This is a genomic window from Blautia sp. An46 (assembly GCF_002161645.1).
In the GTDB taxonomy this organism is placed as follows: domain Bacteria; phylum Bacillota; class Clostridia; order Lachnospirales; family Lachnospiraceae; genus Blautia; species Blautia ornithocaccae.
The window spans coordinates 26,357-52,573 of record NZ_NFIF01000005.1 but is presented as its reverse complement, the minus strand read 5'-3'; the positions used below and the strand labels follow the sequence as shown (position 1 = coordinate 52,573).

General features: G+C 45.1%; 28 protein-coding genes and 1 pseudogene. 2 read left to right on the top strand and 27 right to left on the bottom strand.

Going from position 1 to position 26,217, the window contains the following annotated elements; genetic code table 11:
- Positions 1–140: 140 nt before the first annotated feature.
- From acsB to B5G00_RS05610, 7 genes are read right to left on the bottom strand one after another with little or no spacing between them, the layout of a single operon-like run.
- Positions 141–2,267 (bottom strand): acetyl-CoA decarbonylase/synthase complex subunit alpha/beta, encoded by a 2,127-nt coding sequence (acsB, locus tag B5G00_RS05640; protein ID WP_087269849.1) that lies wholly within the window; start codon positions 2,265–2,267, stop codon positions 141–143.
- A gap of 20 nt (positions 2,268–2,287) precedes the next feature.
- Positions 2,288–3,055 (bottom strand): ATP-binding protein, encoded by a 768-nt coding sequence (locus B5G00_RS05635; protein ID WP_087269846.1) that lies wholly within the window; start codon positions 3,053–3,055, stop codon positions 2,288–2,290.
- Between the two features lie 34 nt (positions 3,056–3,089).
- On the bottom strand, positions 3,090–4,982 hold the full coding sequence (gene cooS / locus B5G00_RS05630) for an anaerobic carbon-monoxide dehydrogenase catalytic subunit (RefSeq protein WP_087269843.1): 1,893 nt from the start codon (positions 4,980–4,982) through the stop codon (positions 3,090–3,092).
- Between the two features lie 28 nt (positions 4,983–5,010).
- Positions 5,011–5,781 (bottom strand): ATP-binding protein, encoded by a 771-nt coding sequence (locus B5G00_RS05625; RefSeq protein WP_087269839.1) that lies wholly within the window; start codon positions 5,779–5,781, stop codon positions 5,011–5,013.
- A 27-nt stretch (positions 5,782–5,808) separates the two neighbouring features.
- Positions 5,809–6,741, bottom strand: a complete 933-nt coding sequence (locus B5G00_RS05620) for a methylenetetrahydrofolate reductase (RefSeq protein WP_087269836.1) — start codon at positions 6,739–6,741, stop codon at positions 5,809–5,811.
- Positions 6,742–6,799: 58 nt separating this feature from the next.
- Positions 6,800–6,982 carry a CooT family nickel-binding protein gene (locus B5G00_RS05615; protein WP_087269833.1) on the bottom strand — a complete coding sequence of 61 codons (183 nt, stop codon included), beginning with the start codon at positions 6,980–6,982 and terminating at the stop codon, positions 6,800–6,802.
- Between the two features lie 3 nt (positions 6,983–6,985).
- Positions 6,986–7,300: a cobalt transporter gene (locus B5G00_RS05610; RefSeq protein ID WP_087269830.1), complete on the bottom strand. Its 315-nt coding sequence runs from the start codon at positions 7,298–7,300 to the stop codon at positions 6,986–6,988.
- A gap of 313 nt (positions 7,301–7,613) precedes the next feature.
- On the opposite strand from B5G00_RS05610, the gene B5G00_RS05605 reads away from it, so the two are divergent.
- Positions 7,614–8,450 carry an aldo/keto reductase gene (locus B5G00_RS05605; RefSeq protein ID WP_087269827.1) on the top strand — a complete coding sequence of 279 codons (837 nt, stop codon included), beginning with the start codon at positions 7,614–7,616 and terminating at the stop codon, positions 8,448–8,450.
- A 154-nt stretch (positions 8,451–8,604) separates the two neighbouring features.
- Here B5G00_RS05605 and B5G00_RS05600 read toward each other — a convergent pair whose 3' ends face one another.
- The 4 genes from B5G00_RS05600 to B5G00_RS05585 are packed head-to-tail and all read right to left on the bottom strand — an operon-like array spanning position 8,605 to position 12,945.
- A complete protein-coding gene (locus B5G00_RS05600) occupies positions 8,605–9,621 on the bottom strand; it encodes an NAD(P)H-dependent glycerol-3-phosphate dehydrogenase (RefSeq protein ID WP_087269824.1) in 1,017 nt (338 codons plus the stop codon).
- 5 nt (positions 9,622–9,626) lie between these two features.
- Positions 9,627–10,271: a glycerol-3-phosphate 1-O-acyltransferase PlsY gene (plsY, locus tag B5G00_RS05595; RefSeq protein ID WP_087269821.1), complete on the bottom strand. Its 645-nt coding sequence runs from the start codon at positions 10,269–10,271 to the stop codon at positions 9,627–9,629.
- A gap of 3 nt (positions 10,272–10,274) precedes the next feature.
- The gene (gene der / locus B5G00_RS05590; protein WP_087269818.1) at positions 10,275–11,600 is read right to left on the bottom strand and encodes a ribosome biogenesis GTPase Der; all 1,326 of its coding nucleotides are present in this window, start codon (positions 11,598–11,600) and stop codon (positions 10,275–10,277) included.
- Positions 11,539–12,945: a DUF512 domain-containing protein gene (locus B5G00_RS05585; protein WP_087269815.1), complete on the bottom strand. Its 1,407-nt coding sequence runs from the start codon at positions 12,943–12,945 to the stop codon at positions 11,539–11,541. The genes der and B5G00_RS05585 overlap by 62 nt, the downstream gene beginning before the upstream one ends.
- 203 nt (positions 12,946–13,148) lie before the next feature.
- Between B5G00_RS05585 and B5G00_RS05580 the strand changes: the two genes are divergently transcribed.
- Positions 13,149–14,312 carry a ribose-phosphate pyrophosphokinase gene (locus B5G00_RS05580; protein WP_087269812.1) on the top strand — a complete coding sequence of 388 codons (1,164 nt, stop codon included), beginning with the start codon at positions 13,149–13,151 and terminating at the stop codon, positions 14,310–14,312.
- Between the two features lie 63 nt (positions 14,313–14,375).
- Here B5G00_RS05580 and B5G00_RS05575 read toward each other — a convergent pair whose 3' ends face one another.
- From B5G00_RS05575 to larC, 16 genes and pseudogenes are all read right to left on the bottom strand, one after another.
- A complete protein-coding gene (locus B5G00_RS05575) occupies positions 14,376–15,578 on the bottom strand; it encodes a PcsB-like coiled-coil domain-containing protein (RefSeq protein ID WP_087269809.1) in 1,203 nt (400 codons plus the stop codon).
- A gap of 124 nt (positions 15,579–15,702) precedes the next feature.
- The gene (pgeF, locus tag B5G00_RS05570) at positions 15,703–16,566 is read right to left on the bottom strand and encodes a peptidoglycan editing factor PgeF (protein ID WP_087269806.1); all 864 of its coding nucleotides are present in this window, start codon (positions 16,564–16,566) and stop codon (positions 15,703–15,705) included.
- Between the two features lie 3 nt (positions 16,567–16,569).
- A complete protein-coding gene (locus B5G00_RS05565) occupies positions 16,570–16,947 on the bottom strand; it encodes a YraN family protein (protein ID WP_087269803.1) in 378 nt (125 codons plus the stop codon).
- Entirely contained in the window at positions 16,944–17,711 is a 768-nt protein-coding gene (locus tag B5G00_RS05560; protein WP_087269800.1) for a ribonuclease HII, read from the bottom strand. Before B5G00_RS05560 ends, B5G00_RS05565 begins: the two co-directional genes overlap by 4 nt.
- Before the next feature lie 3 nt (positions 17,712–17,714).
- Positions 17,715–18,569, bottom strand: coding sequence for a ribosome biogenesis GTPase YlqF (gene ylqF / locus B5G00_RS05555; protein ID WP_087269797.1), 855 nt, complete (start codon positions 18,567–18,569; stop codon positions 17,715–17,717).
- Between the two features lie 16 nt (positions 18,570–18,585).
- Positions 18,586–19,191 carry a signal peptidase I gene (gene lepB / locus B5G00_RS05550; RefSeq protein WP_087269794.1) on the bottom strand — a complete coding sequence of 202 codons (606 nt, stop codon included), beginning with the start codon at positions 19,189–19,191 and terminating at the stop codon, positions 18,586–18,588.
- 122 nt (positions 19,192–19,313) lie between these two features.
- Complete coding sequence (rplS, locus tag B5G00_RS05545; protein ID WP_087269791.1) at positions 19,314–19,661, bottom strand: 50S ribosomal protein L19; 348 nt, start codon at positions 19,659–19,661, stop codon at positions 19,314–19,316.
- A gap of 143 nt (positions 19,662–19,804) precedes the next feature.
- Positions 19,805–20,044, bottom strand: coding sequence for a 4Fe-4S binding protein (locus B5G00_RS19925; RefSeq protein ID WP_442856319.1), 240 nt, complete (start codon positions 20,042–20,044; stop codon positions 19,805–19,807).
- 522 nt (positions 20,045–20,566) lie between these two features.
- A pseudogene (trmD, locus tag B5G00_RS19920) lies at positions 20,567–21,253 on the bottom strand (tRNA (guanosine(37)-N1)-methyltransferase TrmD); the annotation flags it as partial.
- Positions 21,254–21,263: 10 nt separating this feature from the next.
- Positions 21,264–21,767 carry a ribosome maturation factor RimM gene (gene rimM, locus B5G00_RS05535; protein ID WP_087269784.1) on the bottom strand — a complete coding sequence of 168 codons (504 nt, stop codon included), beginning with the start codon at positions 21,765–21,767 and terminating at the stop codon, positions 21,264–21,266.
- 83 nt (positions 21,768–21,850) lie between these two features.
- Positions 21,851–22,081, bottom strand: a complete 231-nt coding sequence (locus B5G00_RS05530) for a KH domain-containing protein (RefSeq protein ID WP_087269781.1) — start codon at positions 22,079–22,081, stop codon at positions 21,851–21,853.
- 17 nt (positions 22,082–22,098) lie between these two features.
- The gene (rpsP, locus tag B5G00_RS05525) at positions 22,099–22,344 is read right to left on the bottom strand and encodes a 30S ribosomal protein S16 (RefSeq protein ID WP_087269778.1); all 246 of its coding nucleotides are present in this window, start codon (positions 22,342–22,344) and stop codon (positions 22,099–22,101) included.
- 38 nt (positions 22,345–22,382) lie between these two features.
- Complete coding sequence (ffh, locus tag B5G00_RS05520; protein ID WP_087269775.1) at positions 22,383–23,729, bottom strand: signal recognition particle protein; 1,347 nt, start codon at positions 23,727–23,729, stop codon at positions 22,383–22,385.
- 3 nt (positions 23,730–23,732) lie between these two features.
- Entirely contained in the window at positions 23,733–24,077 is a 345-nt protein-coding gene (ylxM, locus tag B5G00_RS05515) for a YlxM family DNA-binding protein (RefSeq protein WP_087269772.1), read from the bottom strand.
- A gap of 130 nt (positions 24,078–24,207) precedes the next feature.
- On the bottom strand, positions 24,208–25,020 hold the full coding sequence (gene larE, locus B5G00_RS05510; RefSeq protein ID WP_087269768.1) for an ATP-dependent sacrificial sulfur transferase LarE: 813 nt from the start codon (positions 25,018–25,020) through the stop codon (positions 24,208–24,210).
- The gene (gene larC, locus B5G00_RS05505; protein ID WP_242971289.1) at positions 25,010–26,167 is read right to left on the bottom strand and encodes a nickel insertion protein; all 1,158 of its coding nucleotides are present in this window, start codon (positions 26,165–26,167) and stop codon (positions 25,010–25,012) included. The genes larE and larC overlap by 11 nt, the downstream gene beginning before the upstream one ends.
- Positions 26,168–26,217: the final 50 nt, after the last annotated feature.

The following is a 26,217-nucleotide window of genomic DNA, read 5'->3' as shown; positions in this document are numbered from 1 at the left end:
TATTATACAAAAAACTTTATAAAACTACGGTCTGTTCTGTAACTTATTTGGAGTTTTTTTGTCAATTTACTTTTACACAGGAAACGGGAGGCCTCCTGCGAGGCATCTCCCATTTCCCGATACTGCTTAATTTTAAATTATTACATCATTGGTTCCATGCCCAATGCAGGATGGTTTTTCTCTGTCAGGAAAGCAACCAGTGTTTCCGGATCTGTTGCAATAGTCTCATCTCCGACCATATCTGTAAAGTTGTCGATTCCGTACAGCTCTTTGGCTGTTTTGTTCAGTCTCTCTGCAACGGTATCTTTCAGTTCCTTAGGCATCCATACGATACGCTCGATACCGCCTTCTGCCTTCATGAACTTCTTGGAAGAAATAAAGTGTTTTCCATGTCCCATGAATCCAGGTGTCTGAACGCCGCCGCCTGTCATAGAAGCCAGCTCTGGGAATGTCATACCAAGAGGTGTCATTCCTGCATACTCACGGTTTGTGATAACAACACCGTTAGAGAATGGCTCAATACCGCAGATACACTCAAAGCATCCGCAGGAGGTCATTGGTTTCTCCATGATGGAGTACAGAGATACATCCTGAAGAGCACCCTGAGAGAATTTCTGAACAGCTTCATTTACGTCTTCGTATTCACCGATACGTTCATCGATAGGTCTTTCTTTTGTGATCACCTGGCAAGGTCCATTTGGATCCAGCTGGTTTGTAGCTTTTGCATCCAGCCATGAAACGGCGCCGCAAAGTCCCAGACGTTCCGGAGTTACCACGCATACGTGAGATGGTGAGAATGCCTGGCACAGGATACAGCTGTAGTAAACATCAACAGATTCATCTGTAAGAGTATCCAGACGCTCGTCACGTTTGTCAAAGGTTGGAATAGCAACTTCATGACGTACTCTTGTACATTCAGCAGGATCTGTATAGATAGTTACCTCGCATTTATCAACAACTGCGTCAAATTCGTTTTTAACAGAAACATAAAGTACTTCACCGATATGTTTCAGACGGAAGCCTGCGTTAAAAGCTTCTTTTCCGATACGGATACGGAGCATATCACGCTGTCCTGTATGATATACGCCCTCAATACAGTTGATGTAGTTATGGAACTTACGCTCGATAACCGGCTCAAAGTCAGACTGCATGTTCTTTCCAGCGACTTTTACAACATAGGCGATGGTATTCTTACTTCCCAGTTCCATTTCGTCTACGTCAGGACCTACAATGGTGATCTTGTGATCTTCAATCTCTGTAGCGTCTACAGCCTGTACCAGCTCAGCACAGTCTACACGAGAACCATCAAATTCAACCTGCATATCGCCGCGGCGGATGATCTCACCTTCAAATGCAGAAGCGAAAGCAACAGGAATATCGATATTTGTAATTTTGATCTTAATGTCACGGGCTTCCAGAGATGTTGCGTTGAATTTGCTTACATCTGGCTGGCAGATCAGGCTCTTTGGTACTTCAGCTACGCCTTCCTGGTTTGTGATTACAGGGAATCCTAAAGCAATAGCGCCGGCACCGCATGCTACGATCACATCGTTTAAAGGAGCAAAAGCATTTACAAATGCAGGAACACGTTCCATTGTGTACTTCATCAGATTTCCTGCATCTCCCGGTGTGATGTTACCGAAGATCAGGGCTGCTCTAAGAGCAACAGATACAACATGGATAACAGCTGTTACGTCTTTTCCTAAAGGAATAACACGAAGGTTTGCACCAGTCTTCATACCGGCCTCTGATAACTGATCGATGATATCGCCAACCAGTGTTACCAGAATACCCTGTGCCTGATAGCTCTTAACCAGGGCTACAGCTTCTTCTGTAGTAGGAGCTTTGCCTAAGATAACGGCTACACCTGGGATATCTCCAGTTACAAGGGGTACACCCAGCTCACGGATCACAGCATCTGCCAGATGTCCGTAGCATGGCTCTTCATATGGAGTTGCTCCGTCAATATATTTTAATACTTCGATAAACTCAGCGCAAAGAGCAGTTGCAACACCGGACATGAAAATGTCATGGGTTCTGTTTTCTCTTGTCATAAGAGTTTTTACTACGCCCAGAGCATTTTTTAATTCTCCTAAAGTGCCAACCTTTACACCTGTTACAGCATAGTAGCATGGCAGGCTGTATGCTGTGTTTGGAAAGCTGACAGCTTTGTCAGCACCGTGCTGTTCAATAGCAGCATTAATTGCATTTTCTGTCAATCCATAGACAGCGTCATTTCCGCTGAATACTGTTTCAAATAAAGTCAATGTTTTTTCCTCCTAACATCTCATAATCCCTGATCGATTATGTTTTTAATTTGTGTGATTTCTTCTTTTACTGTATTGCTGAAATCGTAAGGGGATTTTCCCTGACGATCTGCATCCATAACTTCTGTGTTGTAGTGAATGAAGCCCAGGAGATCCTCTGCCGGTATACGGCTTCTGACAAATTCTTCATCCTCTGCATTTCTTACTTTATTGGCAACTACACGTACCTGTTTGACCCCTAGATCATCTGCAAGGCGCTTTACATTTTTATAAGTCTGTACGCTTCTGGCTCCCGGTTCGATCACAACGATAAACTGATCCATGGATTCTGTAGTTCCACGGCCCAGATGCTCCAGACCGGCCTCCATATCCATGATCACAACATCGTCTCTGTGCAGGACCAGGTTATTGATGATCCTTCTGAGCATAACATGCTCCGGACATACACAGCCGCCTCCTCCTGTCTCCACTGTTCCCAGAACAAGAAGCTTTACACCGTTTACCTCTTTCGAGTATGTATCCGGAATATCGCTGACCTTAGGATTCAGTGTATAGAACTGATTATCCTCTCCGGCCCCTGTTCTTTCTTCAATGAGTTTTCTCATTTTAGTAATGGGGACTATAGAATCCAGGGTTTCTTCGTCAAACCCCAGAGCCAATCCAAGATTGGCATCCGGGTCTACATCTGCTGCGAGAACGTTTTTTCCTTCGTCAGCATAAAGCCGGGCAAGAGTTGCGGCAAAAGTGGTCTTTCCAACGCCGCCTTTTCCTGTAACCGCTATTTTCATGTCATTCACCTTTCCTAGTTATGTTTCAGAATTATTAGATGCCCAGGGCAGCTCTCTTTTCTTCGATTCTTGCCATCATGGCATCACCTAATTTATCAATATCTTTTTCTACAGTAAACGCTGCTTCACACCACTGTCTGGTGCCGTTTGTCAGGATTTCAACCATTTCGCTGGAGCCTGATGCATATGGATCTACGCCCAGGAATGTATCAATACCGGAACCGATAACATAGTTTCCGATAGATACTGCCTTCTCAGACATCCATTCTGGAGCACAGCCTACAACCGGCAGCTGTGAAATATGAAGACCTGCATCTTTAGCAAGAGTTGCTGCCAGAACCAGCATACGGGAAATATCTACACAAGATCCCATATGAAGTACCGGAGGAATATCTGCCAGTTCGCATACTCTCTTCAGGCCATCGCCACACACATCTTTTGCTGCCTTATCCATAAGACCTGCCTTAGCAGCAGCCTGTGCAGAACAGCCAGAAGCAATGACGATGATGTCGTTTGCCAGCAGCTTCTTCATCAATTCGATATGAGCCAGGTCAGGACGAACCTTTGGGTTATTACATCCAACCATAGCTACAGCTCCTCTTAATACACCGGAGGTAATACACTGAAGCAGCGGTTTTGTGGTTCCAAGTTCGTCAACCTGTGTATTGGCAACGCCGTCCAGAGCTTTTACGATAGCTTCTGTAGAATATCCAACAGTTGCTTTCTGTTTCATCTGAGGAATGTAAACAAGTTCCGGTTTTCTGTTCTTAAAGTTCTCAATTGCCAGCTTCACGATCTGAGTAGCCTTTTCCAGTGCGGAATGAGCATCAAAGCGAATAAACTCGGAATCCGGCATCTGTGCGATTGGAGATGTTGTAATGAACTTGGTATGGAAACATTTGCTCAGAGGTCCTAATGCAGGGAAGATACACTGCACATCTACAACGATAGCTTCGCAGGCTCCGGTGAGCACTACGTTTTCCTGCTGAAGGAAGTTACCTGCCATTGGGATTCCACGACGCATGGCAACCTCGTTAGAGGTACAGCATACACCGGAAATAGTAATTCCTTTTGCACCCATTTCTTTTGCATATGCAACCATTTCAGGACTGTCAGCCACTTCGCAGATCATTTCGGAAAGACTTGGGTCATGTCCATGAACAACGATATTCACGTTTTCTTCTACCATAACACCCAGGTTCGCTTCTGTCTCAATAGGCTTTGGTGTACCGAAGAGTACGTCAGAAAACTCTGTTCCCATCATGGAACCGCCCCATCCATCAGAAAGTCCTGCACGGATAGACTGTTTTACCAGGGCTTCTGGTTTGGAAGAACATCCCATGTGAGCCATATGTAAGGAGCATGATACTTCACGGTCAATAGCCCGTGGTGCCAGTTCATTTTCTTCCCACAGTTTCTGCTGGGATTCCGGAGCTCTCTTTAAGAATCTCTGAGTTCCGAAAGGTTTTCCGTATTCCATAAGGCCTTCATAAGCCACTTCATGAGCCAGGTCGTAAATGTCTTTTCCTTCTGTCTCAATTCCCCACTCTTTTGCAATGCGGATCAGCTTATCAGGATCTTTTACTTTATAGCATCCATCTGCTGCTGTAGCATAAAGAGTGTGGCAGATCTCACGTCCGTGATCGGAATGGGTAGCAGCTCCGCCTGCTGTAAACTTCAGATAATTACGTCCTACGATACCGTGCACATCACATCCACAGATTCCTCTTGGGGCTTTCTTCGTGATACGGCATGGTCCCATTGTACAGATACGGCAGCAAACGCCTTCTTCACCAAATTTACAATGGGGTGTCTGGTTCTTTACACGAGCCTGCCAGGAATCAGCGCCTACTTTAGCACCTGTCTCTAACAGTCTCGCAGTAGCAGCTTCAAATTCTTCTACTGTAGTTAATCTGAATTCACTCATGTTATCCTCCTTTATGTCGCCTCTTCTCTTAAAATTCTAATTTGTCCACAATTTCCCGAATGGCTTTTTTCACAGGCGAGTCTTCGGGAAGGTCAACGGTTGGCGTCCCGTCACAGTCATACTCATAGACTGTATCATTTTGTGGTACTACTCCCAGTAGATGAAGACCTTGTTTTTCGATCTCTTCTCTGGTTCCTTCATTAAGTTTTCCATCAGGGGCTCTGTTTACAATCAGTCCTACCTGTCTGGGGTGCATATTGCACTCTTTAATCAGCTGGGCGATCCTGCCGGCAGCCTGAACGCCTCTTCTGGAACAGTCGCTGACCAGAATCGCTGTTTCCATGTTCGGAAGCACACCTCTGCTGATATGCTCCATACCAGCTTCATTATCCACAATAATATAGGGGTAATTCTTTTCAAGTCGCTGAATCTGTGCCTGAAGAAGTCCGTTTACAAAGCAGTAACAGCCTTTCCCCTGAGTGCGTCCCATAACCAGCAGATCAAAGTCGTCAGACTCTGCAAGAGCATCGTCAAACTTATACTCCATATAATCTGCCTTTGACACGCCTGAAGGAATCGGGTTTTTAGAAGCCATCTCTGCTCCTGCCACCTCTTCTCTGATTTCTCCCAGAGTAGTCTCTACCTCCACTCCCAACACTTCATTAAGATTGGAGTTTGCATCCGCATCCACTGCAAGGATGGGACCTTTTCCCTTTTCGCCCAGATACTGTATGATCAGTCCCGTTAATGTTGTCTTACCTACGCCGCCTTTTCCTGCGACTGCAATTACATGTGCCATAAATCAGGCGCCTCCTGAATTTAAATTTTAAACAAGTGTACGAAGTCCGGATCTTTCAATAATTTCAGATACGTCTTTCCACTTATTCAACGCATACAGATGGATACCATTAACACCAAGTGCCCGGTACTCATCAATCTGTCTGATGGTATACTCGATACCCTCTTCTTTAAATTCTTTCACCTTTTTATCATAGAACATATCAAAGGGCTTACCCTCTGCGTCCTTAGGATTGAAAGGATTCGGGAACAGCCAGTGTCTGGAGATGAGTCTGGACAATTCACGGTCCATTACACAGCCATTACGGGACAGAGCCATATTAATAGTGGCGGCCTGATCCAGAATCGGCATAATCCCCACATCCACCGGCATGGTCACGCCTGCTTTACGAATAGCGTCCAGCCAGCGTTTGAACTGTTCCATGTCCCAGCAAAGCTGAGTCATGATGTAATCAGCTCCGTTATCCTGCTTCTGCCTCAAAACGGAAATATCCGCTTCCAGGCTGCGGCATGCGATATGTCCTTCCGGAGAGCCTGCTACTGCGATTTCGAATTTGTCGCCATATTGATCTTTTACAAATTTCACAAGATCTGTGGCATAATCAAAATCCCCGCAGGTAGTGGTTTCCCCCAGAGGAAGATCGCCCCGAAGAGCCAGCATATGATCTACGCCTTCCGCCAGATATTGATCCAGCTGCTCTTTGATGCCCTCCTTTGTGTTACGGATAACCGTGAAGTGAGTCACAGGAATAGGGCCAGCTTTTTTGATCATCTGGCAGACTTCCCTGTTTGCTCCTACGTTTCCCCCTCCTGCGCCGTAGGTACAGGAAATATATTCCGGTTTATACTTGCACAGATGCTCAATCGTGCCCGGAAGATTTTCCATGCCTTTCTCGGTCTTCGGGGGGAAAAGCTCAAAGGAAAGGAGCATTTTCTCCTTCATAGCCTCTGCTAGTTTCATTGGTCTTTACCTCCGCATATTGTGTTTTATTTTAAGGGTTTCCCCATAAAACCTTTTGTTATTCACAGTCTAGCTTCACAATGCTGTTGGCCAGATCTACCATTAAAATCCTTCCAACGATGGTTTTCGTTTCTCCCATAATATCTCGGAGAATCACTTTATCCCCATCCACATCGATACGGCTGACCATTTTCAAAATTACGGTATTGTCACTTTCTTTCTGAACAGTTGCAAGACACATGATCTACGCCTCCTTTAAGTGTTCTTTTACCAGTGTCAAAGCCAGTCCAAGGCGCATATTTCCTTTCTGAAAATCTGCCACTCCTTCTTTAATCGTCTTAGCTGCATCTTCCATTCCAAGTTTCTGAAGATTCTCAGCCATCTGATCCAACTCCTGGGCATGATGTTCATTGTGTGACAGCATATAATTCAATAAAGCTACCACTTCCTGAGAACAATTCTCCTGGCAGTTATCGCTGCAGCTTCCGCAATGTTCATGCTGATGAGCCTCCCCTCCATGAGGGATCACATTACCATTTTCATCTTTGATTAAATGCATTTTTCCATCCTTTCCAGGCCCTTTATCATATTTGGGCGCACTGAATGACAATAATTTATCAATTAGCTTCATTATACATGGTTTACTATGTTTTATCAAGCTATTTTATGTATTTTTCTTAGTGCTTTCCCTCCCCTTTTTACCGTCTTCTTCCGAAATTATAATTTATGTAAAAACCTCTTATTTTAAAGCCCGTGACCTTTGTGAATTTTGATTTGTGTTTGAATAAATTGTGAATTTTAATAAATATGACTAACATTCTTCATATTTTCATGGTATACTATCAACGATTGTAAAAAGGAGGTTTGGTGTTATGTCTTTTGGCGAACATGTAATTCATCTAAATGACGGAAGAGAAATGCCGCTGTTAGGCCTTGGCGTTTACAAAGCCACTGACGACGGAGAGCTGAAACAGGCAATATCAGATGCCGTGTCTTCTGGCTACCGCTTGATCGATACAGCTTCTTTCTACAAAAACGAAGAAGGAGTCGGTAAAGGAATACAGGCTCTTGACACACCAAGAGAAGATTTATTTATCACGACGAAGATATGGAATACTGCTCAGAGAATCGGAGATATAGAAGACAGTTTTAACCGGAGCCTGGAGCGTCTGGGGCTGGACTATGTGGACCTCTATCTTATCCACTGGCCTGTGCCTGGATGTTTTGGAAATACCTGGAAAGTAATGGAAAAACTTCGGACAGATGGAAAAGTAAAGTCTATTGGGGTATCGAATTTCAGTATTGCAGACTTGGAACTGCTGAAGACTGTTTCAGATGTAGTTCCCGCAGTAAACCAGGTAGAGTTTCACCCCCTGTTTAACCATCCTGAATTGAAAACTTACTGTGAAGAAAAGGGAATTGTCCTTCAGGCTTACGCTCCTCTGGCAAGAGGTGCCTATATGAACAGTCCTCTGATGATTGAAATAGGAAAGAATCATCAGAAAACCCCCGCCCAGGTAGGATTGCGCTGGCTTGTTCAGCAAGGCATCGGCGTAATTCCCAAATCTGTGCATAAAGAGCGGCTGGAGGAAAACAGTCAGATCTTTGATTTTGTTCTTTCCGAAGAAGAGATGGCTGCTATTACAGCAATGGATGTACAGCAGCGGGTAGCCGGAGTTCCCGAAGACATGGCTCCTTATATATTATAAGTTTTCTTCCATGCCATGGCATTTTGTTGGAAGAACCCAACCGTACATATCCCATACAAAAGAGGCCTTTTCTCACAGAGGGACCGGAATATCTATTTTCCCTCTGTGAGAAAAGGCCTCTTTCTATTTCTCTTTATCTCATCTATCCAGCTGATCACTCTGGTTTCCAGGAAACATCCCAAGACTCTATTTTCCGGTCTCTCAGCATCAAATCCTGAACTGCAAGGTCCGGAGACTTCTTCTCAAAAAGGACCTGGTATACCTGCTGGATAATAGGCATTTCAACCTGGTATTTCTGAGAAAGTTCCCATCCGGCTTTTGCGGAATACACACCTTCTACTACCATTTTTACTTCTTTCATAGCTTCTTCTGCAGTTTTTCCCTGTCCCAGGAGGATTCCCGCTCTCCGATTCCGGCTGTGTCTGCTGGCACAGGTAACGATCAAATCTCCGATACCGGAAAGGCCATAGAAAGTTTCTGCTTTGGCGCCCATGGCAATTCCCAGTCTGGTAATCTCTGAAATCCCCCTGGTAATAAGAGCTGCCTTAGTATTGTCTCCATATCCCAGACCATCTGCTGCTCCTGCTGCCAGAGCAATGACATTTTTCAAAGCTCCCCCCAGCTCAATACCCAGCACATCTGGACTGATGTAAGCCCTGAACACAGGACTCATAAAAATATTCTGTATATATTCTGCAGTCTTCCGCTCTTTTGCACCTGCCACACAGGTGGTAGGAAGCCCTCGGCTCACCTCTTCTGCATGGCTGGGGCCTGAAAGAACACAGGCCACCGACTCAGGTATCTCTTCTTCTATAATGTCAGTAAGGGTCATCAGTGTTCCCTCTTCTATTCCCTTAGACACATTGACGATCAGCTGCCCGTATCGTATATAGGGTTTAATTCTTCTGGCAGTCTGCCGCACAGCTACAGAGGGGACTGCCATGATCAGGATATCTTTTCCCACCAGGGTCTTTTCCAGATCATTGGTAATCTCCAGAGATTCCGGAAGCTGAACACCAGGAAGTTTTTCCCTGTGTTCTCTTGTCCTGGCAAGCTCTTCTGCCTGTTCCAGTCTGTGAGACCAGAGCGTAGTGTTATGTCCGTTATTTACCAGAAGTATTCCCAAAGCCGTTCCCCAGCTGCCAGCGCCAATGATTCCAATATTTGCCATATCCCTTACCTCTTTTTACTGAGAAAAATCTTGTTTTCATTTCCATGGAGCAGACGTCCAATGTTCTGTCTGTGTCTCCAGTATGCCAAAACCATGAGCAGAAACGCTATCACATACATTTCATAAAGCACCGGCTGGCTGCAGGGGTACATACCTGTTTGTCCAAAAGCAAAAAGGAGCACCACAAAGCACAGATATCCTGCCAGAGAGCAAAGGGATACGTAATGGGTGGCAAAAAACAGTGCAAAAAAAACTACTGCGCAGATGAGAAAAATTCTCCAGTCAAAGGCAAGGAGAAGTCCTACTGACGCTGCAATTCCCTTTCCTCCTTTAAATTTCAGATAAAAAGGAAAATTATGTCCCAGGATGCAGCCTGCTCCGGCATAGAGTTCCAGAAGACGGATATTGTCTCCGAAACTATTGCCGAACAAAAGTCTTGCAGCAGCCATGGCAAGTACGCACTTCAGAATATCGCCCAACAGGGTCAGAGCTCCTGCCTTTTTTCCCATAGTCCGGAAGGCATTAGTCGTACCAGCATTCCCGCTGCCGTGCTCCCGGATATCAATTCCCTGTTTTCTTCCGTAAATATAGGATGTCTGGAAAAGCCCTAAAGCATATCCGATAACCAGACATACGATACGTTCCAGCATTTTCTATTCCCCCTCTTTTCTTTCTCTGATAATAAACTTCAGAGAAGTTCCTTTAAAGCCAAAAGCCTCCCGAACTTTATTTTCCAGATATCTTGTGTAGGAAAAATGCATCAGTTCTTTGCTGTTTACAAAGATAACAAAGGTAGGCGGCTTCACAGAAACCTGAGTAGCATAGAAAATCTTCAGCCTTTTTCCTTTATCAGAAGGAGGCTGCTGCATAGCTACCGCTTCCGTAATAATCTCATTCAGAACTCCCGTCTGGATACGCAGGGTCTGGTTTTCCAGCACCATGTCAATGGTCTCAAAGAGCTTCGGAATTCTCTGTCCTGTCTTTGCAGAAATAAACATAATTTCCGCATAGGGCATAAAGGAAAGGATTTCTCTTACCTTATTTGTAAATTTATATATGGTTTTATCATCTTTTTCAATAGCATCCCATTTATTTACAGCAATGACGATTCCCTTTCCTCTGTCGTGGGCAATCCCTGCGATCTTAGCATCCTGTTCCGTAACCCCTTCCTCTGCATCGATCATCATAACTACTACATCTGCCCTCTCTACAGCCGTCACTGTACGGATAATGCTGTAGCGTTCCAGCTCCTCTTTGATCTTGTTTTTCCTTCTCAGACCTGCAGTATCTATAAAAATATATTCTTTATCCTGATAGACCACTCTGGTATCAATAGCATCTCTGGTCGTGCCGGCGATATCGGAAACGATAACTCTATCCTCTCCTACAATCTTATTGATCAGAGAAGATTTACCTACGTTGGGCTTGCCCACCACAGCAATCCTGGGGATTTCATCCTCTTCCTCATCCTGGGGAATATCCTGAAAGTGCTCTGTTACCTTTTCCAGCATATCTCCCAGCCCCAGCATAGAGGCTGCAGAAATCGGCACTGGTTCTCCGATTCCAAGATTATAAAATTCATAAGTGTCCATCATATACTTCTGGAAACTGTCTACCTTATTTACCACCAGTACTACAGGTTTCTGGCTTCTGCGAAGCATATCTGCAACTTTACTGTCTGCATCTACCAGTCCCTGACGGACATCTGTAATAAAAACGATCACATCCGCCGTATCAATGGCAATCTGTGCCTGCTCCCTCATCTGAGAAAGAATGATATCTTTACTCTCTGGCTCAATACCTCCGGTATCGATCAGCGTAAAGGTTTTGTCCAGCCAGGTAACATCGGCATAAATCCTGTCACGGGTAACTCCCGGGGTATCCTTTACTATAGATATCTTTTCTCCCGCCAGAGCATTAAAAAGTGTGGATTTTCCCACATTGGGCCGTCCCACTATAGCTACAATTGGTTTGCTCATACATTTGTCTCCTTTTATGTTCTCTGCCTGCTTCTCTGTTCAGAACAGCCTCTATAAGATCAGCTCCTTCTTCTCCTACAATCTTCACAGACACCTTTAATTCTCTCTCCACATCTTCCACAGTCACATCATCCAGGAAAACGTTTTCTCCGCTTCTCAGCATATTGCAAGGGAGAAGAAGGTATTCACCCAATTCTTTTCCTTTCAGCTGCTGGATCAGATCCTGTCCGGTAAGAAGGCCGGACACAGTTATCTGCTCTCCAAAAAAGCGGTTTTTTACATTATACCCCCGAACCTGTACATTTGGAAATTTTTTCTGGATTTTTTCCATATAACGACTGATAAAGGGGTAAGCAAGGTTTCCCGTAGCAAAGGCCAGGGTCCCTCTTCTGTCATCTCCCTCCTGGCCTTCTAACGCCTCAGTCACCTGCTCTTCTAAAAGCCGCAGCATTCCCACACCGTTTTCCAGCTGCAGATATCCGTCATACCGCTCTTCTTCCGGCAATTTTCTCTCTGCCAGAAGATACCACTCATCACTGGCATGGATAAAATGCAGACCATACTGTTCATACAGCCTTTTCTGCCATATCTCAATCTGATCGATGACTCTGCAGGCATCCTCCTTATCAAAAGGTTCCAGAGGATATAGACCTTCCCTAAACCTGCTCAGGCCTACAGGTACCACAGAAACACTTTTTAGATGAGGAAGATATTGGGAAAGGTCTTTTATACTCCTCTCAAGTTCTTTAGCATCGTTGATCCCTTTGCACAGAACAATCTGTCCATTCATCTCAATCCCCGCCTGGTACAGCCTGTCCACCTTTGGAAAGATATCTCCTGCAAATCGATTGTGGAGCATCCTTCGCCGAAGCTCCGGATTTGTCGTATGGAAGGAAATATTTATAGGGGCCAGATGATACTCTATGATCCGGTCAATATCGTGATCGCTCATGTTTGTAAGGGTCACATAATTCCCCTGAAGAAAAGACAGCCGGGAATCATCATCTTTAAAATAAAGAGTTTCCCGCATTCCCGGAGGCATCTGATCGATAAAACAGAAAATACAGTGGTTGCTGCAGGAACGGTATTCGTCCATTAAGCTGTTCTCAAAGACGATTCCCAGATCTTCCTCATATTCTTTCTCCACTTCCAGTTCCCATTCTTCTCCGTTTGCCTTTTTGACTAACAGCAGTATTTCTTCATCATTCACCAGGTAGTGATAATCGAAAACATCCTCAATGGCATTTCCATTTATAGAAAGAAGCTCATCTCCAGGTTCCAGCTCCAGTTCCCAGGCAATGCTTCCCTCTTCCACTTCTCTGATTATGTGTCTGGATTTTGTCATATATACCTCTCTCTTTTCCGCAAAAATAAGCGTTTCTGTTCATCCGGCAGCAGCTGGAAATACCAGCTGCTCTGCGGCTAGTATACCAACAAAGCAATAAAAAAGCAATATTTTTCCTTGACTGGATATTATGTCGAATGTTATAACTTAATGTGTATGATGTAAAAAGAAAGTAAAATACAAGAAATTACATGGAGGTCTTTATGATCAATATCAGTTTGCTGGAAAAATCTATTCCAGTGGCCCCTATCAAAATAGCAGCTCTGGAAAGCTGCGCTCAGCTGGCATCTCAGGTAGATGCCCATCTGGTTCAATTTCGAAAAGAATTAAATTCCCACAATCAGTCCGGACTTAATTTCCGAGGCTATGCAGAGGATAGCTTCCTTATTGATTGTGAATGCCCACGTTTTGGTTCCGGTGAAGCCAAAGGCGTGATCAGCGAGTCCATCCGTGGAACCGACATGTTTGTTATGGTAGATGTATGCAATCACAGTATGACTTATAAAATCTGCGGTCATACCAACCACATGTCTCCGGACGATCACTATCAGGATCTGAAGAGGATCATCGCTACAGCAGCAGGAAAAGCCCACAGGATCAATGTGATCATGCCATTCCTTTACGAAAGCCGCCAGCACAAGAGAAGCAAGAGAGAATCTCTGGACTGTGCTCTTGCCCTTCAGGAACTGGTGCAGATGGGTGTTTCCAATATCATCACTTTTGACGCCCATGATCCCCGAATGCAGAATGCCATTCCTTTGTCCGGTTTTGACAATTTCATGCCTACCTACCAGTTTTTAAAGACAATGGTCGCCTCTATTGATAACTTTAAAATCGATAATGAGCATCTGATGATCATCAGCCCTGACGAAGGCGCTATGCAGAGAGCTGTGTATTTTTCCAATATTCTCGGTGTAGATATGGGAATGTTCTATAAGCGCAGGGATTACTCTACAATTGTAAATGGAAAGAATCCAATTGTAGCTCACGAATTCCTTGGCGATTCTGTAGAGGGAAAAGATGTGGTAGTCATTGATGATATGATTTCCTCTGGAGAAAGCATGCTGGATGTCGCCAAAAAACTGAAAGACCGAAAAGCCAGACGGGTAATTGTCTGCACGACTTTTGGCCTGTTCACCGATGGTCTGGAAAAATTCGATGAATACTACGAAAAAGAGTATATCTATCGTGTTATCACTACAAACCTGAGTTACCGTAATCCGGAGCTTCTGAAAAGACCTTACTACCTGGAAGCAGATATGAGTAAATATCTGGCTAGTATTATGGATATCCTGAATCACGACCTGTCTGTGGAAAAGGTAAGGAGCACAACCCAAAAGATCAATCAGCTTCTCAAGAGAAGCTGACAAAAGTATCAAAAAAAACAGAAGGATGAAAATTCCTTCTGTTTTTTGTTATGTATAAATTATTTAATTAACCTGGTACACATCTGCATAGCCGCTTCCGAACTGAAGAGCCTCTCCATGGGTATTAAAGAAAATATCCACATGTCCATAAGAAGTTCCCCTGTCTTCCACTGTATAGATCGTTCCATTGATCATCAGTTTTGTTCCTAGAGGAACACCGCCCATGGCAACCGTTCTTCCCGCTGTAGCCTGAGTTCCGCTGGCGGTGATTCCGTCAGACTTACCACAGCACTGAGCGCAGGGACAATACCCTGTAAGCCGGAATCTTCCCAGATATGTATTGCCGCTGCCAGAATCAGAGGACTGACTTTCCTGGCTTCCTGAGGATGACTCTGAAGATGATGAGGAAGATGACGTTGTTGTCTGGGTATTCTCCTGACTGCTCTGAGAAGATTCTGATGCAGCCTGCTGCTGCTCTGCCGCAGCCTCTGCCTGGCGCTGTGCCTGAATCTGTGCAGCCTCTTCATCTTTCTGCTGTTTGATCAGAGAATTGATCGTATCCTTCTGGCTTTCAATCTGAGCCATTAACTTTTCTGCATTTCCCTCTTCCTGGGAAATCTGTCCTTCATAATCCTGAATCTGCAGATTGGTTGTTTTCACAACCTCATAGATTTCGTCCTGCTTGTCCAGGCTCTGCTGTTTCAATTCTTCCAGTTCCTGCTGTTCTTCCTGGATACTGGCTTCTTTTTCCTGTATCTCTTCTGTTGTCTTTTTATACTCTTCCAGCATGTCCCTGTCGTAATTTGTAATCTGAGACATATTCTCTGCCTGACTCAGAAAATCAGAAATAGAGTTAGACTCCAAAAGCATAACCACATATGAGCCTTCTGCATTTTCGTACATATACTGGATGCGGAGCTTCATATCGTTATACTGCTGCGCTTCTTTTTCTTTGGCAGCCTCCAGCTCCTTTTCAAGTTTCTCCAAAGTCTTCTGTGTCTCATCTGATTTTGTCTGAATTTCCTGCAAATTTTCTTCCAAGTCGCCCAGCTGTTGATTTAACTCCTGCAAGTACCCTTCCAGATCGTCTTTCTTTGATTCCAGACTGTTGATCCGGCTTTGAGCGTCGTCCAATTTCTGCTGGTTTTCCTGCTGCGCATTCTGAGTATCTGTAATCTTCTGCTGGGTGGAAGCGTAACAGGGGGATGCAGCCAGACTCACTGCCAACAGCCCCATAAGCAGGCTTGTAGTTGTTTTGTTCTTCATACCAAAGCTCCTTTTCACTAACGCTTAAGATTATATCATAGAATCTGTGAAATGAACAGTGGTTTTTCATTTTTTTGTAACATTTATGTAATATTGCCTAAGATACTTTGTAAACTTTATGCAACTATTCCATTGACGGCCTGATTTCCAGAAAAGCTGACAGATTTCCCCTTTTTCCTTTACTGGCCCTGTGGGAAAAGAGCAGCTCCGGGTTGCAGCAGGTACAGATTCCGGGAAAACTAATATGCTCCTTGGGAATCCCTTCCTCAAGAAAGATTATTTCGTTGGCTCTCCAAAGGTTCAGCTGATATTTTCCATTATCTTTTCTGTAAATAAAGTGTTTTTCCTTCTGGCTTTGGGGAAACTCTCTAAAAAAAATCTCTGCCACATCCTGGCTCACCTCATAACATTTCTGGCAGATAGAGGGGCCAATAGCCGCATATATCTCTGATGACTTTGAACCGAAGGCTTCTTTCATCGCTCCCAGCATATGGCGTCCCATTCTGGCCGCTGTTCCTTTCCAGCCGGAATGAGCCAGACCTATAGCATTATGAACTGGATCCATAAAAAACAGAGGAACACAGTCTGCAAAAGAAGTTACGAGAGTCATGCCTGGTATATCTGTGATCAATCCGTCAATGTCCTGATAGTCCAAGGGCTTCAGAATCCCCTTGCCTCCATCCTCTTTTTTTACCTGACGGATATTGACTGTGTGAGTCTGCTGAGAGCACACTGCCCCCTCCAGGTCAAAGCCTATGGCCCTGGCAATACGCCGGTAATTTTCAGACACATTTTCTTCCAGGTCCCCCCTCTGAAAGCTTAAATTCATAGTGCTGTAAATTCCCTGGCTCACGCCTCCCAGCCTGGTAGAAAAGCCATGACAGAACTGGGGAAATTTTTCAAATGCCGGATAGGTAAGATAAACGACCCCTTCCTTTTCCTGTACTGCCATATGTTCTTCTGTGTCTTTGTCCCATTTAATTTTCATCATTCACCTCTTAAAAGAAAACGCATTCTTTATCAATGTGGTCTTCTCTGGCAAAATTCCCACTACATCAAACCTGCAGGGTGTGGTATCACTCAGCCCATTTTTCATCATATAATAAAGGGCTGCTCTTGATATCCTCCGCTGCTTTCTTCCGTTCACAGCTTCCTGGGGAGTCCCCCGGTCCTTTTCGCTTCTGAACTTTACTTCCAGAAAGCAGAGATATTCTCCCTCTCTGGCAATAATATCAATTTCTCCTGCAGGGCAGCGGAAATTCCGCTCCAGAATTTTATAGCCCCGGTCCTGGAGAAAATCTGCAGCAGCCTGCTCATAGCGGCTTCCAATCTTCTTAGAAGAGTCCGGGCCTTTTCTCCCGCCGGTCATGTCCTGTCCTCAAAAACATTTCTTATAAAAGTTTTTCTATGTATAGGAGAGGGGCCATATTTTCTCAATGCCTCAATATGTTCCCTGGAGCCATATCCCTTATGGGACGCAAATCCATACTCCGGCATGATCTTATCATACTCCCGCATCAGCCGGTCTCTGGTAACTTTTGCCACAATACTGGCTGCAGCAATGGAAAGGCTTTTACTGTCTCCTTTTATAATGGGCACCTGGGGGATCTCTATTCCCGGTATAGTAACTGCATCATTCAAAAGAATCTGCGGTCTCACAGGGAGTTTTCCTACTGCTTCTCTCATAGCTTCATAGGTGGCCTGCAGGATATTAATCTCATCAATTCTGGCCGGACTGGCAAAGCCTGTTTCTGCAGCCACTGCTTTTTCTATGATCTCCTCATAGAGTTCTTCTCTTCTTTTTTCGGAAATCTGTTTAGAGTCATTCAGGCCCAGGATTTCACAGTCTTTTGGCAGGATTACCGCCCCTGCCACCACAGGTCCTGCAAAAGGACCTCTTCCTGCCTCGTCAATACCGCAGACATAACCCAGATGTTCATATTCATGCTCATAGGCTCTCATTTTCTCCAGACGTACTCTCTCTGCCTCCAGCTTTTCCAGCCGTTTCCCAGCCTGTTCCAGAAGATTCATGACCCCTTTGCGCTGGTCTTCCCTGTAATTCTCCATAAGAGCCGGAAGTTCTTTCAGCGCAGCTCTTTTAAACTCTTCCTTTATTTCCTGTATGCTCTTCATTCTTTACTGCTCCTGTATCAGAGGTTTCTCCAAAGTAATCCGCCCAATCTTTCCATTTCGGAATTCCTCCAGAAGAATCCCTGCGGCTTTTCCATAATCAAGCTCTCCGCCTTTCTGGATGCACTTCCGGTTTGATGCGATCTGCTCCAGCATAGTCAGAGGCTCCGGAGATTCTTCTATTTCGTATCTGGCCTTTAACAACCCAGGATAGTCTCTGTGGAGATATTTCAGAAGCTCCAGAGATAATTCCTCAAGATTTAATATTTCGTCTTTTATAGAGCCGACCATAGCCAATCTGGCACCTACCTGCTGGTCCTCGAATTTTGGCCAGAGAATACCGGGCGTATCCAGAAGTTCCAGGCTCTTATTGATCCGGATCCACTGTTTTCCTTTGGTCACTCCCGGTTTATTTCCTGTTTTGGTACAGGCTTTTCCTGCAAAAGCATTGATAAAAGTAGATTTTCCTACATTGGGGATTCCCACTACCATAGCCCGAACAGGCCGATTTTTTATACCTCTTCTTTTGTCTCTTTCGATTTTTTCTTTACAGGCTTCCATGACCAACGGCAGCACACCTTTCACTCCGCTTCCGCTTCTGGAATTCAGTTTTAGCACATGAAATCCCTTTTCCTGAAAAAAACGGCTCCAGGCTTCATTCTGATCCGGGTCTGCCAGATCTGATTTATTCAACAGGAGAAGTCTTGCCTTATTTTTTCCCAGCTGGTCAATGTCAGGGTTTCTGCTGGATATGGGGATTCTTGCATCTACCACCTCTATGATCAGATCAATGAGCTTGATGTTTTCCTCCATCATCCGCTTCGCCTTTGTCATGTGTCCGGGATACCATTGATAATTCATATTTTTCCTCGCTTTTCTAATGTTTTACAAACCCTATCTTGTCTGCGGGATAACAGCAGAACCAGAGCTTTCCTTCAATATACTTTTCATTTATATTCTGTACTTCCGCAAACCGGCTGTCTTCACTGTTATTCCTGTTATCTCCCAGTACAAAATATTCATCTCCGTCTAATGTCACTCCATTTTCTGCCAGACCAGGATTGCTGATCTGGGGAAGGTCTCCTTCCTCTTCATATTCCTCTCCGTCAATATAGATAACGCCATCACGGATTTCTATAGTCTCTCCCGGCAGGCCGATCACCCGCTTAATATGGACAGGTGCATCATCGCTGCCATCTTTAGTGAAAGCGATGATATCTCCCCGGCCAGGGTTAGTAAATTTATAGGCCAGTTTATTGATAAAGAATCTCTCCCCGGTCTCTATAGTTGGTTCCATACTGCTTTCCTGCATTGCAATACTCTGGAAAAAAAAGATGGCCACCACTGCCGCCAGGGCCAGGGTTACTGCGATCTGGAATACCCAGGCAAAAACAGGACGTCCCTTTTCGCTTTTAATAAACTCCAGAGCCATTTCTCTCTGAAACTCTATCTTCTGTATTTTTTTCTTTTTTCTCTTTTTCATGCTGACCCCCGAATCCTGTATATAGTGGATGAGCAAAATTCGCTCGGTACTTTTTTATATGTTTAAGAAACAGGGGGCCGCTGAATGTCTCTCCACACAGCGGCCCCCTGTTTATCACCATATTATCTTACTAACTCTTTTACTTTTGCAGCTTTACCAACACGCTGTCTCAAGTAGTTCAGTTTTGCACGTCTTACTTTACCGCGTCTGATAACCTCTACCTTTTCTACATTTGGGGAATGAAGAGGCCATGTCTTTTCTACACCGATACCGTTAGAATTCTTTCTTACAGTAAATGTCTCACGGCTGCTTCCGCCCTGTTTCTTTAAAACAACACCTTCGAATACCTGGATTCTCTCACGGTTTCCCTCTTTGATCTTTCCGTGTACTCTTACTGTGTCACCTACGTTAAACTGAGGTACTTCTGCTTTCAGCTGAGCAGCTTCAATGTTTTTGATGATTTCGTTCATAATTATTCTCCTTTATCTCTGGATGTTCTTAATGCACTACGCAGCAGAGGACCATCTCTTTTTTAAGTGAGGGCGCACTGCTCCCACCATTCACAACGGATATCATTATACTATGGGGATACTATCCTGTCAAGTAAAAAGGTTTAAAAAACCTCTGTTTTTCTGGGACTGCTGTAATTACTCTCCAGATACTGCCTTACCTGGGAACAGTCAAATCCTCTGGCACCGGCCTTGCAGACTTTTGTACAGGACATACAGTTCAGACATCTGTCCTCACAGATTTCCAGGGTCTCCTGAGAAATAGCGTTTACAGGACATTTCTGAACGCAGGCCTGGCAGTTAGTGCACAGTCCTCTGTCAAAATGTTTTTCTACCGGCTTCATCTGTTTCGGTTCTGGCCGAGGATTTCCCGGGAGACAAATAGAAAGGAAACCTTCTTCCTGGCCTTTTTCCAGTCTTTTCTTAATCTCCACTGCCAATCTCCGGAGTATCTGCTGATCCTTTTCATCTGGCCTTCCCTTTCCCAGAACAGGGGAATAGATATGAGGAATTATGGGGGCGGCTGCTCCGATGCAGATAAATCCCTGGCTCTCCAGACGTTCCTTCATCTGAGCCAGTGTGTCGTCATAATGCCGGTTTCCATAGGCTGCTATAATAACACAGGGAGTTCCTTCTCCCTGAAGGTTGGCAAAAAGAGGCTCTTCCATAACCGGAAGCTGTCCTCCGTAGACAGGTGCTGCTGCGATCAGAAGTTCTCTGGAAGAAAATTTTATTTTTTCTTTTCTCAGCTTTCTTCTGGTCAAATCTATATATCTGGGATTCTGGGTGAGATATTCTGTAAAGATCTCTGCCGCTCTTCTGGTACCTCCTGTAGGGCTGAAAACAGCAGCAGTCACTTGCCGGTTCTTCTCCAGAAGGTCCGGTCTTCTCTGTCTGGTCCTCTCCAAAGACTGTTCCATACGCCAGGACTGGATTTTTTTGTGGTCTCCTTTCAGGAGCACTTCCGGTACCTTTCTGTCCTGCCATACTTCTGGTCTGGTATAGTGAGGGTATTCCAGAAGATTATCCTGGATGGATTCAAACTGGAAAGACTCCTCATTGCTCAGCACCCCCGGCACAAATCTGGATACCGCATCGATAAGCACACAGGCTGCCAGCTCTCCTCCTGTCAGGACATAATCACCAATGGACACATAGTCTGTGACCACTTCCTCCAAAACCCGTTCATCTATTCCTTCATAATGGCCGCAGAGAAGTATCAGCTCTTCTTCCATAGCCAGTTCTTCTACCAGTGTCTGGTTCAGAACCCTGCCCTGAGGGGTCAGATAGATACATCTGGGCTTTTTTCCCTCTTTACTGCATGGTTCTGCCACCGATGTCCAGGCACGGTATACAGGCTCTGGCTGCATCACCATGCCGGCGCCGCCTCCATAAGGGTAATCATCTACCCGCATATGCTTATTATCCGAAAAATCCCGGATATTTACCGTATCCAGGGATATGGTCCCTTTCTTTACCGCCCGTCCAGTAATGCTGGTGTGGACTGCATTTTCGATCATTTCCGGAAATAAAGTCAGTACATGAAATTTCATACCCTTCCTCCTAGACCAATCCTTTTAAAAGATGGATGACCATCTTGTTTTCCTTCACATCTACCTGGCGGATACAGTCCTTGATCGCCGGGATCAGCACTTCTTTTTCCTGGGTCTGGACAATATATACGTCATTGGCCCCTGTCTCCATAACGTCTTTTATGTTTCCAAAAAGGCTTCCGTCTTCCAGAAAAACATCCATACCTATAAGATCTGCGATATAATATTCGTTTTCTCCTAAAGGCACTGCCATGTCTCTGGTCACATAGAGACTTTTTCCTTTATAGGGTTCGATCTCATTAATATCATCTACATCCTGGAATTTCAGGATCACAAACTGTTTGAAATATTTCACTCTCTGGATTTCCAGTTCACACAATTCTTTCCCTGTATCCAGGAGCACGCTGGGGAGTTTCTCAAACCTCCGGGGATCATCTGTAGTGGGAAATACCTTTACCTCTCCCCGAATGCCATGGGTGGTGGTAATGACTCCAACCTGAAGCAAATCTTCCATTTTTTCTCTCCTATATAAAAGAAGAGCTGCCGCAATAATCTTTTATTGCAACAGCCCTTTCTATGCTGTCATAAGCGAAACGCTTACTGCAAAATATCAACGACTACCTTTTTGTCGCTCTTTGAAGATGCGGCCTTTACCACTATGCGGATAGCTTTTGCGATCCGTCCCTGGCGTCCGATCACTTTACCCATGTCGGAAGGCGCTACTTTAAGCTCTACAAGGACTGCGTCATTTTCTTCTGTCTCGGTAACAACGACTTCATCGGGACAATCTACCAGAGATTTTGCAATTACTTCTACTAATTCTTTCATTACAAAGTACCTCCCGATTATTTTTCGATACCAGCCAGCTTAAAGATCTTAGCAACTACGTCTGTAGGCTGAGCACCGTTAGCCAGCCATCTCTTTGCTGCTTCTTCATCTACTTTGTATACGCTTGGATCCTGGTTTGGATCATAGGTTCCAATCTCCTCGATGAACTTTCCATCTCTTGGGGATCTGGAATCTGCAACGATGATTCTATAGAAAGGAGCTTTTTTCTGTCCCATTCTTCTTAATCTGATTTTTACTGCCATGTTCTTTTCACCTCCTGATCTTTACTCATTCTTATATGTTAAAAGGGGAGTTTGAATTTTCCTCTTTTACCACCTTTGCCGCCCATCAGTCCGGGCATCTGCTTCATCATCTTCTTGGCCTGCTCGAACTGTTTTACCATGCGGTTAACTTCTGCCACGTCCACCCCTGCTCCTTTTGCAATCCTCGCTTTTCTGGAAGGATTCAGGATGTCAGGATTAGAACGCTCCTTTGGCGTCATAGAAAGGATCATAGCCTCTTTCCGGGCCAGTTCTTTCTCATCTACCATGCTGTCAATATCCTTTACCTGGGAACCGATGCCGGGAAGCATGCTCAGAACGCTGGACAGACCGCCCATGTTTTTCATCTGATTCATACTCTCCAGGTAATCGTCAAAGCCAAAAGTATTCTTCCGGAACTTCTGTTCCATCTCTTTTGCCTTTTCTTCATCCAGATTGGCCTGAGCCTTTTCAATGAGACTCATTACATCTCCCATTCCCAGAATACGGGAGGCCATACGCTCCGGATAAAACTGCTCCAGATCGGAAAGTTTTTCTCCCATACCTACGTAGAGGATAGGCTTTCCGCTGATAGCCTTAATGGAAAGGGCCGCACCGCCTCTGGTGTCACCATCCATCTTTGTCAGGATCACACCGTCGATGCCCACCTTGTTCTGGAAGGTCTCTGCCACATTTACCGCATCCTGTCCGGTCATGGCATCTACTACCAGAACTGTCTGATCCACAGTGAGAGCCGCTTTTATGTTCTCCAGCTCCTGCATCATATCCTCATCTATGTGAAGACGTCCTGCGGTATCTAATATCAAAACATTGTATTTTTCATTTTTTGCGTGTTCATAAGCTCCCTTGGCAATGTCCACCGGACTGTTCTTGTCACCCATAGTAAACACTTCTACGCCCTGCTTCTCTCCATTGACCTGGAGCTGCTTGATGGCTGCCGGACGGTAAACATCACAGGCTGCCAGAAGGGGCTTTCTTCCCTTGGATTTCAGCTTACCTGCCAGCTTTGCGGCAGTGGTGGTCTTACCTGCACCCTGAAGACCTGCCATCATAATGACTGTCACTTCATTTCCCGGTCTCAGGGCAAGCTCTGTGGTCTCGCTGCCCATAAGCTTTACCAGTTCTTCGTTTACGATTTTGATCACCATCTGGCCGGGATTCAGACCAGACATAACATCCTGTCCTACTGCCCGTTCCTGAACGGCTTTCATAAACTGCTTTACCACCTTGAAGCTGACGTCCGCTTCTAAGAGGGCCATTTTTACTTCCTTCAGCGCCGCTTTTACGTCCGCTTCCGTCAGACGGCCTTTTTTCCTTAAATTTTTGAACACATTCTGCAGTTTATCAGTTAAACTCTCAAATGCCATCTGCTATAACTCCTCTAAAATCTCCTGGGAAATACTTTCGATCCGGGACACCAGCTCTTCTTTGTCCAGGCTCTCACATTCCTGGCTCAGCTTATGGATACGCCGGATCTTCTCCCGGATGGAAACAAACTTTTCCACCAGATGAAGCTTTTCTTCATAGTCCTCAAGGATCCTGCTGCATCTTTTCAGATTGTCATGGACGCCCTGACGGCTGATTCCCAGTTCCTGGGCCACTTCACTGAGGGAATAGTCATTTAACACTACATCTTCATAAATTCTTCTCTGATGTTCTGTGAGAAGCTCGCCGTAAAAGTCATACAGCAGCGTCTGCTCTACTATTTTTTCCACTGACAATCACCTTGGCTATCATACATCAGGTTTTCCGTAGTGTCAAGTGTTTTTTCTTGACACCTCAAAAATTTTTTTGACAGCTCTTCAGTGTTTCAATTCTGGCCATTAGGTAAAACACCCAGAATTGCTACTGGAGATTTTCATCCATACTTCCGCTGCGGAATCCCTGGATATCCAGAGTAATGTAGGGAAATCCCATGTTTTTCAGATTTTCAGCGACAGTTTCTTTTTTGTCCAGAAATCTTCCAAAATCTTCTTTTGGGATCTCAATCCTGGCAATATCCCCGTGAAGCCGCAGCCGGACTACCGGAAATCCGATTTTTCTGAGAAATTCCTCTCCTCTGGCAATCCTTTCCAGGGTCTCCGGCTCTATCTCAGCTCCATAGGGCAGCCTTGTAGCCAGACAGGGGGTAGAAGGCCTGCTGGCTACAGATACTCCCAGCTCTCCCGCCAATCTTCTTACCTCCTCCTTGGTAAAGCCTGTCTCTGCCAGAGGACTTAGGATTCCCAGCTCCCGGATAGCCTGCAGGCCGGGTCTGTATACATGAAGATCGTCCTCATTGGTGCCTTCCAGAATCAGAGACACACCCTTTTGGGCCGCAAAATCCTTCAATCTCTGAAAGAGAGCTTTTTTGCACAGGTAACAGCGGTTTACCGGATTAAAACGGATTTCCTCTTGTTCCAGCTCATTAAGGTAAAGAATCTCATGGTTCACTCCTGCTTCCCCGGCAACCCGCCTGGCGGTTTCCAGGTCACAGGATGGGTGGAGCATGGTATCAAAGGTCACTGCATAAATCTTATGTTCCTTCTCCATAGTCCTTTTTGCTGCCATAAGGAGAAGGCTGCTGTCTACTCCGCCGGAAAAAGCGATACAGAGATCCTGTCGGGTATACTCTTTCATTTTCTCATAAAATTGTTCTTTTTTCTCTTCATATGTCATTGCTGTAACCTCCTGCCAGAGCTGCCGCCTCATCATAAACACTCCGGTAAGGCCGTCCTGTTTCTTCACAGACTTGCCTCACTGTATCATATTCCGGATAGAAAAATTTCTCTCCGTGATGACAGCAGATCTTAATTTTTACTTTATGTCCGTCCCGTAAGGTTATTTCTTCAAAGGACCTGTGAAGGATCCGACGGTTTTCTTCATATCTGCGAAGTCCGATACTGGTAGTCTCCCGGAAAATAATATTCTCCAGCTCCTCCTGCTTCTCTTTTTTGCAGATTACCTGAAGCATATAGGCCGGACGGCCTTTCTTCATAAAAATCGGAAAGCAGCTGGCGTCCAGAGCTCCAGCCTTCATCAGACGGTCAATGGCGTAACCCAGCTGTTCCCCGGAGCAGTCATCTACATTGGTCTCCAGAACCTGCACCCTGTCCTTTTCTCTTTCGTCTGCCGGAATGTCCTGTTTTTCTTCTAATATTACCCCCCGGATGATTCCGGAATTTTCTTTCTCCCAGGAGACGCCGCAGGCCCAATCCCTGATCTCCTTCCTTCCTGTCTCTCCGGCAGGTTTTCCGTATGCGGCAAGAAAAGCTGCACTTCCAGGGGTAAGGTTCTCTTCCTTTTGGCAAGAAAAATTTACCGGCAGGGAACTTTTTTCCAGGATTCTCATAATTTCATTTGAGGGCACCAATCCTCCTTCTCCTGCTCCAAGTCCTTCTTCCAGTTCCCAGACCCTGCACTGGGAAAATCCCAGCAGCTCCATGGCTTCTGCCAAGGCCGAGAGAGAGACCAGAGAGGTCCCCTCCCCTGCCAGCTTCAGAAAAGGAGTCCCTGCAGGCATATTTGAAGCTTGCCAGAGCATCACCGCCATTTCAGAGACTTTGCTGTCTATTCCCTTCTTTCCTCTCTGTCCGGCAAAATATTTTTCTGCCCTGTCCAGTCCTATCTTTTCCCTGGCTTCCGTGATGATCCGGGCGCTATATTCTTTTCCTGATACTTTTGTTACTTCTATTTTGACAGGAAAGGAGAAACGTATTTCCAGATTTTCCTGAATCTTCTCTGGCTCCGCTCCAAGTCCCAGAAGCATTCCCAGGATTCCTTCACAGTCCATCTTTCCTTTTCCCTGTATATACAGCTCTCTCATAAATCCCTTCCTTTCCAATCTTTTGCATGCATACTGCTCATTAGTATACC